The organism is Flagellimonas meridianipacifica, assembly GCF_003001695.1.
GTDB classification, from domain to species: Bacteria; Bacteroidota; Bacteroidia; order Flavobacteriales; family Flavobacteriaceae; genus Flagellimonas; species Flagellimonas meridianipacifica.
In genome coordinates this window covers 1,383,926-1,398,717 of record NZ_PVYX01000001.1, presented here as the reverse complement: position 1 = coordinate 1,398,717, position 14,792 = coordinate 1,383,926, and the positions used below count along the sequence as shown (strand labels likewise).

Sequence of the window (14,792 nt, the reverse complement as noted above, 5' to 3'; positions counted from 1 at the left end):
CCTATGAAGTGGAAAACGCTAAAATCGTACAGTAATCAATTGCTTTCGTTTGTAAATGGATGTAATCGTTTAAAAATCCAAAACAATACCGATACTTGGAATGATTTGTCCTGTGTCACTTTCAATCTCGACCAGACTTCGCGGTTCCACTATGGAACCATCAAGCCCCCTATTTAGACCAAATTCGGGAGGTTGTGGAATGTTTTGACCCAACACATTTTGTGCCTCTACAAAAACATCAAGAGACAATTTTTCAAAATTCCATTTTTTATCGATTCTTAGGTCGAGCTGGCTAAAAACATTCAAGTTTTCCTCTCCCAAACGGTTGTAATCCAAAATCACTTCCGGGTAGTTGGCCAAGGTGGCTTCCAAATCGGTGGGAACAAAAGGAGTTTCTCCTGCAAAACGGTATCGCGCACTTAGCTCCCAATTTCGCTTGAATTTGTAACCTCCTGTGAAAGAAATCAGATGGCGACTATCCCAAACTGAAGGCAAAAAAACGTCTCTGTCAAATCCGGTAAATTCGCTATAGAACCAAGTGTAGGCAAAAATTCCGTAGAAGTTATTCGATAATTTTTGCTGAAATTGAAGCTCAGCACCATAGCTTCTACCTCTTCCCACCGTTTCCACATCCTCGCTACCCAATACTTCAAAGTCGGCCCCCTTGTTTGCCAAAGAAACTTGGTCCAAAACGGAAACTGGGTAATCATCGTACCGTTTATAGAAACCTTCCAAAGAAATACTGGACGAAGGACCAAAATAATGTTGCAATCCCAGAACAAAATGGTCACTCAACGTATACTCGGCATTTTGATTGACAAGATTTTGGTCATTATCCCTAAAGCCAAGGATGGTGTACGGAGGTATTTTGAAATACCTGCCAACTGACCCATTAACTCTCCAGTTTTCTGAGAATTCATAAGAAAGGGACAACCTTGGGGAAAAAGTAGAAAGTAGGTTGTCCTCTTCTGTAAAAGTATCATCATCCAATCTAAAGCCGAATGAAACATCCAGTTTATCATTAAAGAAGGACCTCGTCACATTGGCAAAAAGACCATATTTATAAAAATCGATAGCAGTATTGAAGGCTATGCCATCGGTAAGGTTTACGGTTTCATTTTCATAATCCGAGTATTGAAAATTGAATCCAGAGGTCAATTTCCAGTCTCCCATAAACTTCGTTATTGCATATCGAAGTTTTGTCTCGGATTCGGTTGCGTCGTTTCTGAATATGATTCCCGTCTCATTTTCCGGGTCTTCAAATCGAGTGAAATCATTGACCAGGGTATTATTGCTCAAAGTGGTCTCCATAAATCCGCTACCATCCTTGAATCTATTCTTCCAGGTAACACCAATAGCGTTGGTCCGTTGTTCAATAAATGGGGCCTGCTCCAACTGCGCTTGTTGTTCAGCATCAAAGTCCTCAGGGGCCTCAACTGAAAAATCATCAATTGAGCCCACCCCAATTAAGCTTATGTCATTGTACGAATCTATCTTATGGTTGATTTTATATTGGTAATCCCAATAGTTAGGACGGAAAGGCAAACCGATAGCCTCAAATAAAAACTGCAGATAACTTCGCCTTACCGAAGCCAAGAAAGTGGTTTTAGACTCTTCCGCATTTTTTTTAAACAGAGGCCCTTCCAGGGTCAAAGCAGCTTCACTAGCACTTACTCTGAAATTACCATTGAAATTTCTATTGTTTCCATTGCGCTGACTGAACTGAAGTACGCCGGATAGAGGATTATCATACTGGGAGCCAAAAGCTGAAGTGGATAAGGTTACATTATCAATAAAGGACACATTAATTAGTCCCACGGGTCCTCCTGCGCTTCCCTGAGTGGCAAAATGATTGACATTTGGGATTTCCATTCCATCCAAATAATAAACTGTCTCGTTAGGTGCACCCCCGCGGATAATCAAATCATTCCGAAAACCTCCAATTGATGGAGAGACGCCCGGAAGTGTCTGGGCTACCTGAACCACATCATTATTGCTACCAGGATACGTGGCTATTTCTACAGCCGAAAGAGATTGGGTAGACAAAGGTGTTTCCCGAGGCCTACTTATCTTGTTTGCGTTAGAGACAACAACTTCATCTAACTGCTGAGCGGATTCTTGAAGTACAAAATTGTAATTGGGAGTTCCTTTAGAGCGGATTATCACATTATATTGGGTCTGGGTTTCGTATCCAATATAACTGACCACTAGATTGTACGTTCCCGGACTAATTCCCGTAATTTTATATTTGCCATCAAAATCGGTTTGGGCTCCTTTTTCGGTTCCTTCGAGGTAAACAGATGCTCCAAAAATGGGTTGTCCCACTTTGTCAGTTACGCTACCAAACAAATCTGCAGTAACTTGAGCCTGTGTAGTATGAAACTGGAATAGCAAAAGCAAGAGTAAAACAAATGCGAATGGTTGGAAATTTTTCATAATTGTTTAAATTATTTCTGCAAATATTAAACAAAAAACAATTAAAAAATAGTATTTATAATTAATTTAGTGTTAAATAGTTGTTTATGGATAAGTATAACTTAACCAAAGTATTGGTTTCGTTGGTAGGTACCTTTTGGGAAGAAAATCCCGAAAAGGCATGTACTCTCAACAACTTTTTGGAGTGGATGGAAGTGCATAATGTTTCGGATGAAGCCGATGAAGAATTCCATATCACGGGACATAGTATGGAAGTAGAATTGGCCGCTCATATTGGAAGATTGAGCCGATATTCAAACACCTATATTAAAATGGCTTTGGAAGGGTTGCCATTCTCCACCGACATGGAGTTTGCGTTTACTGCCATACTTGATGGAGCTGGAGCCGTGGGCAAAACTGACCTAATCCGGATGATGGCTTACGACAAATCATCAGGAATGGGGGTAATAAAAAGACTTCTGAAAAAGGGAATCATTGAAGAATTTCCAAATCCAGATGATAAAAGGGGCAAGCTTTTAAGACTAACTGAAAAAGGAAAAGAGGCTGTTGAGGGAGGTTACCAAAAGGCACCATTGGCCGCAAACCTAGTTTCACAAAGTCTTAATGAGAAAGAGAAAAAAAGACTATTGCACCTGTTAAGGAAGCTGGACAATTTTCATTACCCGATCTATCTCAACGAAAGTCAAAAGGACTACTTGTCCTCTTAGAATTGGGTACAGACCGGTAACAAGTCCAACATTTTCACAACGAATCCCAATGAGTTACATTTTCTTTGTTAAACAAAGTTTTTCGGAACTCTCCTGGTTTTTTATCATTCATTAAATCCAACTTACCCTTCTCATCAATCAGTTCGCGAAAATGTTCTTCACGCGCATTATATTGCTCTTTGTTTTCGTAGGTCGTTATCAAAATCAACTCAAATGGGGCATCCTCGCTAAAAGGAGTTTCAAGAACATCAAAAGAATGGATATAGCCCCTTTTTACTGCCATTTCTCTTAGAATTTTCCAATTGTTTTGAAAATAGTAGAGCGTTTCTTCCCGGTTTTCATTCAAGATTTGAACAAAATCCATAGTAGATATCTTGGAATTGTCCTGCGCATTTCCCCAAAACATGAAACCTATAAATAAGCAAATCAAAATACTTTGTGTTTTCATTCTTTTCGTTTTTACATGGAAGTTGGCATTAGAGTTTTAGCTTTCGAATAATCACCGGTTCAAGGCTATCTAAGGGTTTGATGCGTTTTTCCTTCTGATTTACCCCACTCCTAATCTGTGAATTTACTATGTAATGATAGTATCCGTTTCCTATTTCGCCTGTGGTGCTGGAATCAAATTCGTCCCCAGAATCCAGGATTTCAACTGAAGTTAGTCTGGTCTTTTGTGAGTTGAAAAAGAACTTGCTGACCTTGGTACTTTGGTGCCCTATAAAATAATCTTCATATATGGAAAGGCCATCTATTCCTCCTGCCTTTATATCATCTTGGGCTTCTAGTAATCGTACTTTCCTTGTTGTGGGGTCAATTTTTATTATTCCTTGATCCACTGCGACGAATAAATTATTAGACAGTACGTCATAGACTATTCCATTTGGAAAGGTGTATCCATCAAGATTTACCCATTTTTCAAGTGTATCGGTAGTTACATCAATTTTGAAAATTCCTCCATTCACACTTTCTGTAGCATACACCACTCCTTCTGGAGTTACAGTTAAATCATTTAAAAACGTTGGGGTTTGATAACCCAAATCCTCATATTTCTTTTTAAGACTCCCATACTTCATATCAAATGAAAGAATGGTTGTAACCCATTCACTTCTTCCTGATTTATTCACAATTGGAGCCAACGCGCCACAAACCCATAAGGTTTGGGTATCTTCAACATATTCCATCCCAATCGGACTTAATACCCCAAAGCCTTTGCTTTCTATCACATTATATTCCCTACCTACAGAATCAATACCTATCACTTTTTGTTTATAAACACTTCCAATATAGATTACATCCGCTTCGGCATTGTATGCAGTTCCTTCGGGAATTAAATCTTTTTCCTTAAGGATGTAATCCTCTTTTTGAGTCTGTCCATAACCAACGCACATAACGGACCAAATCCAAAAAACAAGAATCTTATTCATTTTCTTCATTATCAGAAATCGGTTCGTTAGTTGATATGGCACATTCAATCTTCCATCCATCTGAGGTTTTGCGATAAATTGCTGTCCAAGCAAAGTGTGTTTCTCCTATAGCTTGGTTTCCATTTTCGTCTTTATAAGATACTTTAACAATTTTGTCAACAACAGTATATGCTAGGGAACCATCTTCGGAAAATCGGATAATGGGTTCTTGCAAGTCGTCCCATTTCAAAAACTCTACTTGGGAAAAATAGCTGTGGTAACGACTCAACTTATCCTCTAGTTTAGGTCTGGATACTATTCCATTCTTAACTTCAACGTAATCCTCTGATAATTGATTAACAAAGGAAACTGAGTCCTTTTCAAAATGATATTTTCGTTGTGCATTATGGAGTGCATAAATCTCTTTTAGTGCTTCCGCTTCATCAAACACCTTCTTATTCGAACACGAGGTAAGCAAACATAACATCCCTAAAAATGCTGTAATAAGCAGTTGTTTCATTTTTTCTTCATTTTGTTTATGTACGGTTCTATTACTTCAAAATCAACTTGGTAGACATCTGCATCTATATTTTCAAGCTGCTCACTGCTGATAAAAAATAGTCTCTTAGAGTTCGGTAAATAGCGAATGTTCAGGTCGGAGCCTGTAGTATTCAATTCTCTCACATGTTCGGGTTTGGACCAACCTTTGTCCTCCTTTTTAGAAAAGTATAAATCTCCATAACCTGATAGTGCTCCCTCTCTACCCGAAGATTCGAACAAAATCCAGTCCGCCTTTGGCGATACCATCAGATTCCATTCGCCAGAAGTGCCATTAACCTCTCCTTTTAAAAGCTCAGGTGTACTATAACTTCCATCCGGATTTCGTTTGGCCACATAAAAATCCCCCAAACCTTTCCCTCCATCTCGAATGGAACTGAAATATAGGTTTCCTATAGCGTCTGTTACGGGACTAGCTTCATAGCCCAAAGAATTAACCTCCCTGACCGGTTCTGGCTTGGACCAAATACCCGCTTGGAATGTGCTTTTCCAAATATCTGGATTGGCATCTTCCTTTCCATCATACGTTCGCGTTGAAACGAAAAAAGCTTCCCTACCATCATAGGAAATAAAAATATCTGAGTCACTATCTTGAGTGTGCTCTAGACTAAAACTTGTTAAACCTTCTAGTTTCCACACATCATTTTTACTTCGATACTTATAGATTTTTGAAGGTGGATTTTCCCTGCTTCCCCATTTTCCAACATGCCTAGAAACGTAGGCTATGGTCTCATTCGGTTCAAAAGCTATGGAGGTCTCAACCTGTTGCGTGGAGAAGTTTGCTGCTTTTTTTACTGATGATTGAAGTTGATTTATCTCTCGTTCTATAACCGTCTTCATCCTATCGGGCATGCCTCCTATACGTAGGGCGTTCCGATAACTTTCCATTGCCCGATGATTGTCTTTTAAACTTTTGAAGATATATCCTGAATAATACGATGGTTGATAGTTGCTTTCTTGTTGGGTTTGTACCCAGTCGAGCAACACAGTTGCTTCATTGGACTTACCTTCTTGATGAAGGGTTAGCGCTTTAGAAAGCAAGGTATCCAGCGGAAACAAAAATCGAACCCCATAGTCTTGTTTTAGCTTATCAACTCCTTTTTTCATTTCTGTGAAGCCGCCAGTATTGTAGCCAGAGATTACTTCCGAATTCCATTTTTGTTTAGGGAATAGCAGTTTTAGGGCTGAATGAAGTGATATGGGCACATTACTGAAGTGGTCCTCCCCATCCACAATATTAGAGTGGAGTTCCATGCTGTTTGAAATTCCTTCCTTTTTCAACCAAGCCACAAAATCTTTACTCGCTTGGGTATTTCCACGATCATCAGTGCCGGCTGTTATATGCACAAACAGGTTTTTATCACTTTCTGAAGTGTTAAAATCTCCATACATATATTTATCCTTCCACCATATGGAAGGGCTAATGGCAATGTAGCCATCAAACAAATCAGGTTGCTTCTTTAGGGTAAACAAAGAGAATAATCCTCCAAAACTATGGCCCACGATAACCTTGTACTGCACATTTTCAAATTCTGCTTCAATCTTGGGTTGTAGTTCTTCAGCAATAAATTGAAGAAATAAATTGGCTCCACCACTTCCTGGAAATCGCTCATCATCCTTAGTTGGGGTTAAATCTCGGGTTCTTTTTCCCATATTATCTATACTCACTACAACTGCTTTGGGCATTAAATCCCATTTTACCCAATGTCCAATTGTACCTTTTACTAAATCGTGATTCCAATTGCCATCCAGCACATAAAAAGCAACCATCGCATCTGACTTTTCCTTGGGATAATAGAATTGAATTTTTCGGTTTTCCATCAATATGGCCGACTCAATCTCCATCTCCTTAGTATCATAATCCAGTTCTTGAGCCAGTATATTGATTACTTGACCAAACACCATCAAAAAAGTTAGAAACGTCTTATTCATGAATCCATAATACCGGTTAGCATCCAATAAATTAAAGTAAAACATTGAAAACAAATAATATACAGATGACAGACTGGTGATTTAGGGAGTTAAACAGTTTGGACTATTCTCCACTGCTGCATTGGTCTACCTAATCCGGTCGTTTGTCTTCAGTTAAGGGGTGCTGCAAGCTTTTTTAATAGCTTTAAATCTTAAATGAGAGATAAAAACAATATTTTCTTCCTTTGGCATGTTGCCTTTTGGGCTATTTACATTTTCATAAAGGTATATCACGAATATCTTTGGACCTATCCCAAATACGACTACATGGGGGCTTATGCAGTAGTACGTATGGCTCTTATAAGTCAGTTGGGTACCTTGATTCCAAAAATGCTTTTTACCTATTGGGTGGCTTATTGGGTGTTGCCAACCAATAGAGGAACCATTACAAAAATTTTCTTTTTTCTTGGGGGACTAGGAGCCTCCGCCGCTCTTTACAGATTGTTCGTATTTCTTGTGGTTCAATCCCAACTATTGGGTGATTTAGCATCAAATGGCAATCTTTTTACACTCCCTAGACTGTCATCAACTATGATGGATTTGTTATGGGTAGCCGGTATAGGAACTGCATTGGTTTTGTTGCAAAAACAGGCTCTTGCCAAAAACAGGGAGAAAGAATTGGAAAAACAGAAATTAAGTGTAGAGCTTAAAGTCTTGAAACAGCAGACAAATCCACATTTCCTTTTGAATACACTCAATAATCTTTATGCTTTATCCCGAAAAAAGTCGGAAAAAACGCCAGAGGTCATTCTTAAACTTTCTGAGCTGCTTAAGTTTATGCTTTATGGAATTCCAGAAACTTATATACCGCTTTCAAAAGAGGTTGAATTAATTCGCAACTACATTGATTTGGAAAAATTAAGATTTGGGCCCCAGTTAAAAATAGAAACTGAAATATCTAAAAACCTCGAAGGGATTTCCATTGCACCCCTACTTTTACTTCCGCTTGTGGAAAATGCTTTTAAGCATGGGGCTTCAGAAAACATTGGTACTAAGGAAATCAAGCTTATACTACGTCTAACGGGTGGGGACCATCTCTTTTTTAGTGTTGTCAACTCCCTGGATTTCAATAGAACCATGAACAAAAAGGGAATAGGTTTACATAATTTAAAAAGGCAGCTTGAATTACAGTATAAGGTATTTTCATTGGAAGTTGTACCTTCTTCCGAATCATTTTCAGTTGAACTAGCATTAGATCTTGGCGAAAAAAATCAAGTGTCATATCATAGAGGATGAACCCCTAGCTGCAGAGCTTCTAGCGGACTACATAGCTCAGGTTACATATCTAGAGCTTGATGGAATCAGCTATAATGCTATGGAAGCCCACGTTAATCTAAAAGACCATCCCGTAGATCTTATTTTTTTGGATTTGCATCTTCCCAGTATTCGGGGTTTTGATTTTTTAAGAAGTTTTATAAATCCACCTTCGGTAATTGTAACCACAGCCTACACACAATATGCCCTTCAGGGTTATGAATTTAATATTGTAGATTATCTGGTGAAGCCGATATCGTATCCCCGATTTTTGCAAGCAGTCAACAAATTGTCCTCAGAAAACGTTGATTTTCGAAATGTTGTAAAGCCCATTTATTTTAAATCCCAACGAAAAAACGTTCCTGTATCCCCCAGCGAGATATTTTATATAGAAAGTAAAGGGGACTACGTTCATGTATATCTGCAGGATAAAGTCATCTCGAGCAAACAAACTCTTCAGAGCACCCTGGAAAAGTTAGACCCCAAGTGTTTTGTTAGAATTCATCGGTCTTTTATAGTGGCTATGGCAAAAATAGAATCTTGGAACCATGAAGTGATTTTGGTACAAGGAAAAAAAATACCAATTGGGCGAACTTACAAACAGCGCTTTTTGGAGAAAATAACTTCCGTTCAATAAGAGGTTACTCCAAGACTAAATATTTTGTATTTTCCTTAAAACTCCTAACCAAATGAGTACTGCCGGCTATTCTGGAACCCCATTGGCTAAAAAACTAGGTATCAAACCTGGATTTATGGTTCAGGTCTTTAATGCTCCTAAATCCTATTTTGAATTTTTCCATGAATTCCCAGATGAAGTCGTTTTGGTTAATTCCTCAGAAAGTGTAGAAGTTGATTTCATCCATATTTTTGCTACAACCCCCAAAGAATTGGAATCAAGTCTTGAAATAGGAAAACCCAATTTGAAAAAGAACGGTATTCTTTGGATAAGCTGGCCTAAAAAGTCTTCAAAAATTCCAACGGAGATTGACAAGTTTGCCGTTATGAAGGCAGGTCAGGATTGTGGGCTTGTAGACACGAAAGTAGCCGCAGTGGATGACCAATGGAGTGGCCATAAGTTCATGTACAGGCTTAAAGATAGAAAGTAGGAATTCTCAACTTATTTTTTTAGCTCCAATAAATCCCATTTGTTCCCATATAAATCTTCAAAAACCGATACAGTCCCATACGCTTCTTCCCGGGGTTCTTCCAAAAAAGTGATCCCTTTTTCAATCATAATTTTATAGTCTCTCCAAAAATCATCTGTGTTCAAAAACAAAAATACCCTGCCTCCAGTTTGATTGCCAACGCTTTTTTCCTGTAACGGATTAGCTACCTTGGCCAAAAGCAATCCACTGCCCTTTGAGCCTTTTGGTTTAACCACCACCCAGCGCTTATCTTCAGACAAGACCGTGTCCTCAATTAAATCAAAACCCATTTTTTGAGTATAAAATTCAATGGCCTCATCATACTCACTCACCACTAAGGTCAACAATCCTATATTCTGTCCCATGTTGCACAGTTCACGATTTATAATCTCAAAAGTAAGATTCAGATAACAACCAACTTTAAAATCACATTATATTTGATTATCAAAATCACGGTTATGGCTAAATGGTTGAACCCAGTTGAGTTGGAAGGAAATCTAGTAAAGTTACTTCCTCTTACAGAATCGTATAAATCAGAGATTTTGGAAGCCGCTTCGGATGGGAATCTTTGGGAAATTTGGTACACTTCTGTTCCTTCAAAAGATAGCCTTGACGCATATGTTGATTTTGCTTTACAACAGGAATCCGAAGGTCTCGCCCAACCTTTTGTTATTATTGAAAAAAAATCTGGCAAGCTTGTGGGCTCCACAAGGTATTGCAGTGTAGATGCTCCCAATCGCAGAGTAGAAATTGGGTACACCTGGTACGCCCAAAAGGTTCAGCGTACAGGAATTAATACGGAAAGCAAATACCTCTTGCTCCAGCATGCTTTCGAAACCTTGGATGCTATTGCCGTAGAGTTTAAGACTAACTTTTTTAATTTTCCTTCTCGTAATGCGATTTTGAGATTGGGGGCCAAACAGGATGGAATTATCCGAAACCATCGTATTGATAAGATGGGAAATATAAGAGATACGGTTATCTTTTCTATCTTAAACAGCGAATGGCCAACCGTAAAAATGTCTTTGGAATATAAAATGAACAAAAAATACCCCTAATCGATGACAAATTCAGAGTTCGAAAAACAATTTGAAGCGGGCATATTGCCTCCAGAGCTTTTCACACATGAAGCCCATATTCGATTGGCTTGGATTCATATTACCCAATACGGTATTGATAAAGCAATTTCCAATATTGTAAATCAAATTCAAGGGTACACCACCAAACTTGGTGTTCCAGATAAATTCAATAAAACGTTGACCATTGCTGCCGTACGTGCTGTTTATCATTTTATGTTGAAATCAAATTGCTCGGATTTCCAAAGCTTCATTATAGAGAACCCAAGACTAAAGTTTAATTTCAAGGATTTGATGGCAAGCCACTACGGATTCGATATCTATACTTCCCTTGAAGCCAAAAAGAACTTTTTGGAACCGGATTTGTTACCCTTTGATTGAATTATTTTCTTTCACTCTCAAGACTTTGGCAAAATTATAAGCGGTCAACACTAAATTCTCAAAGCTTTTGTCCTTTACCTCCTGCAATGTTCCCGGTTGATTGATTATAGAGGTTACATAATCCAGTCCCATAGTTTCCAAATCTTCAATACTGACCGAAACCGAACCACAAAAAGCGGCCACGGGAATTTGATAGTTTTTGGCAGCTTGCAGTACACCGGCAATCGTTTTACCCGATAAAGTTTGCTTATCCAATTGACCCTCACCAGTAATAATCCAATCTGAACCTTGTATCGCTTCATCGAATTGAGCCATTTCCTTAATCAAATCAATGCCCGAAGCAAGGGAAGCCTTCAAAAAAACAACTGCTCCTGCTCCCATTCCCCCTGCTGCCCCAGCTCCTTGAATGTTTTGTACATCTATTCCAAACTCTTTATGGACCACCTTTGCAAAGTTTTGAAGTCCATTATCCAGTGCGATGACATCTTCCGGCGTTGCTCCCTTTTGGGGGCCATACACAAAGGCAGCTCCTTCTTTCCCGTGCAAGGGGTTTTTCACATCGCAAGCCACTTTGAACTCTACTCCCTGTAATTTGGGATGAATATTTGTACCATCAATTCGGCTTATGGCACTTAGATTCTTTCCAATAGGTTTGATTTCATTTCCATCTGAGTCCAAAAATTGATAGCCCAAAGCCGTAGCCATTCCAATTCCGCCATCATTGGTTGCACTACCACCAATTCCTAGAACAATCTCTCTGGCACCTTTTTCCAAAGCGTCTTTAATGAGGTCGCCAGTACCCAAAGAGGTTGTGTTCATGCAATTCAACTCTGTTTTGGACAATAATTTATATCCCGAAGCCTCGGACATTTCGATAAAGGCAACCCCCTTGTCTTTCGAAAAAAGATAGTCCGATTTAATTTCCCGAAACAATGGGTCCTGCACAGTCGTTGATACAATTTCGGCGTTCAGATAATGCTTGACTACCTCAAGGGTTCCATCTCCCCCATCAGCCAAAGGCTTTTTTAAAACCTGAGCTTTAGGAAATACCTTAAGCAAACCAGATTCAACAGCATCACAAAACTCTTCGCCAGAAAGTGAACCTTTGTATTTATCTGGTGCCAAGACAAACTTCATCAATTTTGTTTCTCGAAGGTTACTACGGATTTTTTCACTCCCACGTCAAGAGTTACTTCCTCTCCAAAAATCATGGTCCTATTTTCATCTCCATGTCCAGCGGGAAAATGGAAAAGTACGGGGAAATCGCATTCCTTGACCACATCCAAAATAAGCTCTTCATTTGACATCCCAAATGGAGTTGTATTGGTTCTTACCTTGCTTATTTCTCCAACTACTAAGGCCGCAAGTCCATCAAAATAACCTGCTCGCTTCAAACTATACAACATCCTATCAATACTGTATCTGTACTCACCTATCTCCTCAATAAAGAGAATTTTACCCTCTGTATCCAGGTTAGCATCAGATTGGAGACTGGCTTGGAGCAGGGAAAGGTTACCCCCTATCAAAACCCCTTTTGCCATTCCTCTTTTGTTGTGAGGGGATGAATCCAAATCATATCGTAATACTTCTCCAAAAAGGGCTTTCTTCAGGCTATTGATGTTTTCCTGCGTATCATCAGAAAGTTCTTCACTTAATTCCAAGCCCGCGGCCATCATGCCATGCATACTTTGAATTCCCAATTGATCAAGTTTCCCATGAAAAGCGGTAATATCTGAAAAACCAACTATCCATTTTGGACTTTTCCCAAAATTTGAAAAATTCAGTTTATCCAGTATCCGCATGGAACCATATCCACCGCGAGCACACCAAATGGCTTTAACACTTGGGTCGTCCATGGCATTCTGAAAATCCTCCGCCCTTTGGGCATCGGTACCTGCAAAATGATTGTTCTTGGCATATAGATGTTTCCCTAAAATAGGGTGTAATCCCCATGAAGATAAAATCTCCATCGCTTTTGAAATGCTTTTTTCTCGGTTTTTAAGAATGCCAGCCGGAGCTACTATCGCGACCGTATCTCCAGCAGTCAAAAATGGAGGTTGAATATAGATTTGGTTATCATTCTGTCCGAAAGCGGAAATAGATATGAATAAAACAAGACAAAAAACAACTATTCTACAAGTAAGTACTTTCATATTTCCCAATTGCAATAGGATTCAAATATAGTTCGGTTTAGGGTGACTTTTTTTATCCAAATACATTTAGATTAAGATAGAAGTTTGGGCATATAAATGCTCAATACCACGATAAAAGCAAAAAATCCAAGTAAAAGTGCCACTTCTTTTTTCGAGGGGGAATATACGACCTCCAAACCTTCATTAACCTTTCTCTTGATAAAGGCACTGACAACCATGGCTACAACTACAGTGACCAAACAGCCGATGGCATTCCACCAGAACCAAAATACTTCAGGTACATACAACCACAGGTACATATTGAACAAAACCCCTACCACAATTCCTATATTCGCGCCTAGAGCATGGGTTTTCTTGGTCATGATGGCCAACATGAAACCTGCAAGAATGGGTCCGTAAAAAACAGAACTCACCTTATTGATTACCTCAATTACAGTCCCCTCAATATTCCCAGCAAAAAACGCAAAGAACAAACAGACCAATCCCCAAAAAAGAGATAGAAGTCTTGATGTTAGCACGTATTTAGAATCGGTCATTTCCGGTTTAAAGCGCTTCACAAAATCTTCCATAGTTACGGCCGAAAGGGAATTCACTGTCGAACTTAAAGAAGACATGGCTGCCGACATAATGGCTACAATCAAAATCCCAATAATACCATTTGGCAAATAATTAATAATGAACACAGGAACCATTAAATCAGCTTTTTTTCCCTCCAAGGAATCTATATTGGCTTGATACACGGATTCCATCATTTCTTGAAAACCTAAGTCCTGGACCAACAAGGTACCTAGGACCAATCCCATGATACAATACGTAAGCGTCAAAGGAAATCTAAAAAGTCCGTTGGCCAATAATAACTTTTTAATGGTAGGCATCCCTTTTGCAGAAAGCAGTCGTTGCGATTGAGTTTGGTCCGTACCGTAATAGGATGCATACAAAAAGAATCCACCTATAATCATGGGCCAAAAACCAAACTCGTCATTTTTATCAGCATTATTAAAGCCCCATTTGGTGAAATCCACCGCAGTGATACGTTCCTTATCCACATTGGTCAAGAAATTATCAAATCCTCCCAATTCGCTTATACCATAGGCCAAACATATCACGATTCCCAAAAAGAGAATGATCATTTGGATAACATCCCCCCAAATAACAGCTTTCATACCCCCTTGAAATGAATAAACGAGCGTAATGACACCGATAATCAAAACCGAAATCCAGAAATCGACCCCAACGGTTGCCTGAAGAATCAAGGCCATCGTATATACCATTACACCTGTAGCTACCGAACGGCTAATCTGAAAAACAAAGCTTATCAATAACCTTGAGGAAGCATCAAAACGTTTTTCCAGATATTCATAAACACTTACAATTCCAGATTTATATAAGGTCGGAATTAGAGCTACCATAAGAAATGCCATGGCCAAGGGAACACCAAATTCGTAAGTGAGCCATTGCAGTCCACCGCCATCCTTGAGTCCAACAAATGCCGGCGCAGAAATAAAGCTAATGGCAGAAAGCTGGGTTGCCATGGTGGAAAGACTCAAAGGAAGCCACCCCATGCTGCGGCCCCCAAGAAAATAATCTCCTGAACTTTTGTTTTCCTTGAAGAGATACCCTATGCCCAAAAAGGCAACCAGATATACAATAATAATGATGTAGTCAATGTAGTTCATTTAGGTAGTATTGGTTGGTTATACAATTATTC

At 39.1% G+C, this 14,792-nt stretch carries 15 protein-coding genes; 6 read left to right on the top strand and 9 right to left on the bottom strand.

Annotated elements, in window-relative coordinates; translation table 11 throughout:
• Window positions 1-69 precede the first annotated feature (69 nt).
• A complete protein-coding gene (locus CLV81_RS06365) occupies window positions 70-2,436 on the bottom strand; it encodes a TonB-dependent receptor (RefSeq protein WP_106144195.1) in 2,367 nt (788 codons plus the stop codon).
• 86 nt (window positions 2,437-2,522) lie between these two features.
• On the opposite strand from CLV81_RS06365, the gene CLV81_RS06360 reads away from it, so the two are divergent.
• On the top strand, window positions 2,523-3,143 hold the full coding sequence (locus tag CLV81_RS06360; protein ID WP_106144194.1) for a MarR family winged helix-turn-helix transcriptional regulator: 621 nt from the start codon (window positions 2,523-2,525) through the stop codon (window positions 3,141-3,143).
• 34 nt (window positions 3,144-3,177) lie between these two features.
• Here CLV81_RS06360 and CLV81_RS06355 read toward each other — a convergent pair whose 3' ends face one another.
• From CLV81_RS06355 to CLV81_RS06340, 4 genes are read right to left on the bottom strand one after another with little or no spacing between them, the layout of a single operon-like run.
• Window positions 3,178-3,591 carry a hypothetical protein gene (locus tag CLV81_RS06355; RefSeq protein WP_106144193.1) on the bottom strand — a complete coding sequence of 138 codons (414 nt, stop codon included), beginning with the start codon at window positions 3,589-3,591 and terminating at the stop codon, window positions 3,178-3,180.
• Between the two features lie 28 nt (window positions 3,592-3,619).
• Complete coding sequence (locus tag CLV81_RS06350; RefSeq protein WP_146129842.1) at window positions 3,620-4,567, bottom strand: NHL repeat-containing protein; 948 nt, start codon at window positions 4,565-4,567, stop codon at window positions 3,620-3,622.
• Window positions 4,560-5,066, bottom strand: a complete 507-nt coding sequence (locus tag CLV81_RS06345; RefSeq protein ID WP_146129841.1) for a nuclear transport factor 2 family protein — start codon at window positions 5,064-5,066, stop codon at window positions 4,560-4,562. The genes CLV81_RS06350 and CLV81_RS06345 overlap by 8 nt, the downstream gene beginning before the upstream one ends.
• Entirely contained in the window at window positions 5,063-7,036 is a 1,974-nt protein-coding gene (locus tag CLV81_RS06340) for an alpha/beta hydrolase-fold protein (RefSeq protein ID WP_158259080.1), read from the bottom strand. Before CLV81_RS06340 ends, CLV81_RS06345 begins: the two co-directional genes overlap by 4 nt.
• Window positions 7,037-7,231: 195 nt before the next feature.
• Here CLV81_RS06340 and CLV81_RS06335 point away from each other — a divergent pair, with 195 nt between their 5' ends.
• Genes CLV81_RS06335 through CLV81_RS06325 form a run of 3 tightly spaced genes read left to right on the top strand, consistent with a single transcriptional unit; the run spans window position 7,232 to window position 9,435 of the window.
• On the top strand, window positions 7,232-8,311 hold the full coding sequence (locus CLV81_RS06335) for a sensor histidine kinase (protein ID WP_106144189.1): 1,080 nt from the start codon (window positions 7,232-7,234) through the stop codon (window positions 8,309-8,311).
• A complete protein-coding gene (locus CLV81_RS06330) occupies window positions 8,274-8,966 on the top strand; it encodes a LytR/AlgR family response regulator transcription factor (protein ID WP_106144188.1) in 693 nt (230 codons plus the stop codon). Before CLV81_RS06335 ends, CLV81_RS06330 begins: the two co-directional genes overlap by 38 nt.
• 52 nt (window positions 8,967-9,018) lie before the next feature.
• A complete protein-coding gene (locus CLV81_RS06325; RefSeq protein ID WP_106144187.1) occupies window positions 9,019-9,435 on the top strand; it encodes a DUF3052 family protein in 417 nt (138 codons plus the stop codon).
• A gap of 11 nt (window positions 9,436-9,446) precedes the next feature.
• Here CLV81_RS06325 and CLV81_RS06320 read toward each other — a convergent pair whose 3' ends face one another.
• The gene (locus CLV81_RS06320) at window positions 9,447-9,839 is read right to left on the bottom strand and encodes a VOC family protein (protein WP_106144186.1); all 393 of its coding nucleotides are present in this window, start codon (window positions 9,837-9,839) and stop codon (window positions 9,447-9,449) included.
• 93 nt (window positions 9,840-9,932) lie between these two features.
• Here CLV81_RS06320 and CLV81_RS06315 point away from each other — a divergent pair, with 93 nt between their 5' ends.
• Entirely contained in the window at window positions 9,933-10,532 is a 600-nt protein-coding gene (locus tag CLV81_RS06315) for a GNAT family N-acetyltransferase (protein ID WP_106144185.1), read from the top strand.
• A gap of 3 nt (window positions 10,533-10,535) precedes the next feature.
• Window positions 10,536-10,931 (top strand): hypothetical protein, encoded by a 396-nt coding sequence (locus CLV81_RS06310; RefSeq protein WP_106144184.1) that lies wholly within the window; start codon window positions 10,536-10,538, stop codon window positions 10,929-10,931.
• Here CLV81_RS06310 and CLV81_RS06305 read toward each other — a convergent pair.
• The 3 genes from CLV81_RS06305 to CLV81_RS06295 form a co-directional block, all read right to left on the bottom strand.
• Window positions 10,917-12,068, bottom strand: a complete 1,152-nt coding sequence (locus tag CLV81_RS06305; protein ID WP_106144183.1) for a glycerate kinase — start codon at window positions 12,066-12,068, stop codon at window positions 10,917-10,919. The two genes, CLV81_RS06310 and CLV81_RS06305, sit on opposite strands and share 15 nt — an antisense overlap.
• Window positions 12,068-13,084, bottom strand: a complete 1,017-nt coding sequence (locus tag CLV81_RS06300; protein ID WP_106144182.1) for a S66 peptidase family protein — start codon at window positions 13,082-13,084, stop codon at window positions 12,068-12,070. The genes CLV81_RS06305 and CLV81_RS06300 overlap by 1 nt, the downstream gene beginning before the upstream one ends.
• Window positions 13,085-13,155: 71 nt before the next feature.
• Window positions 13,156-14,760, bottom strand: coding sequence for a sodium:solute symporter family protein (locus tag CLV81_RS06295; RefSeq protein ID WP_106144181.1), 1,605 nt, complete (start codon window positions 14,758-14,760; stop codon window positions 13,156-13,158).
• Window positions 14,761-14,792 lie beyond the last annotated feature (32 nt).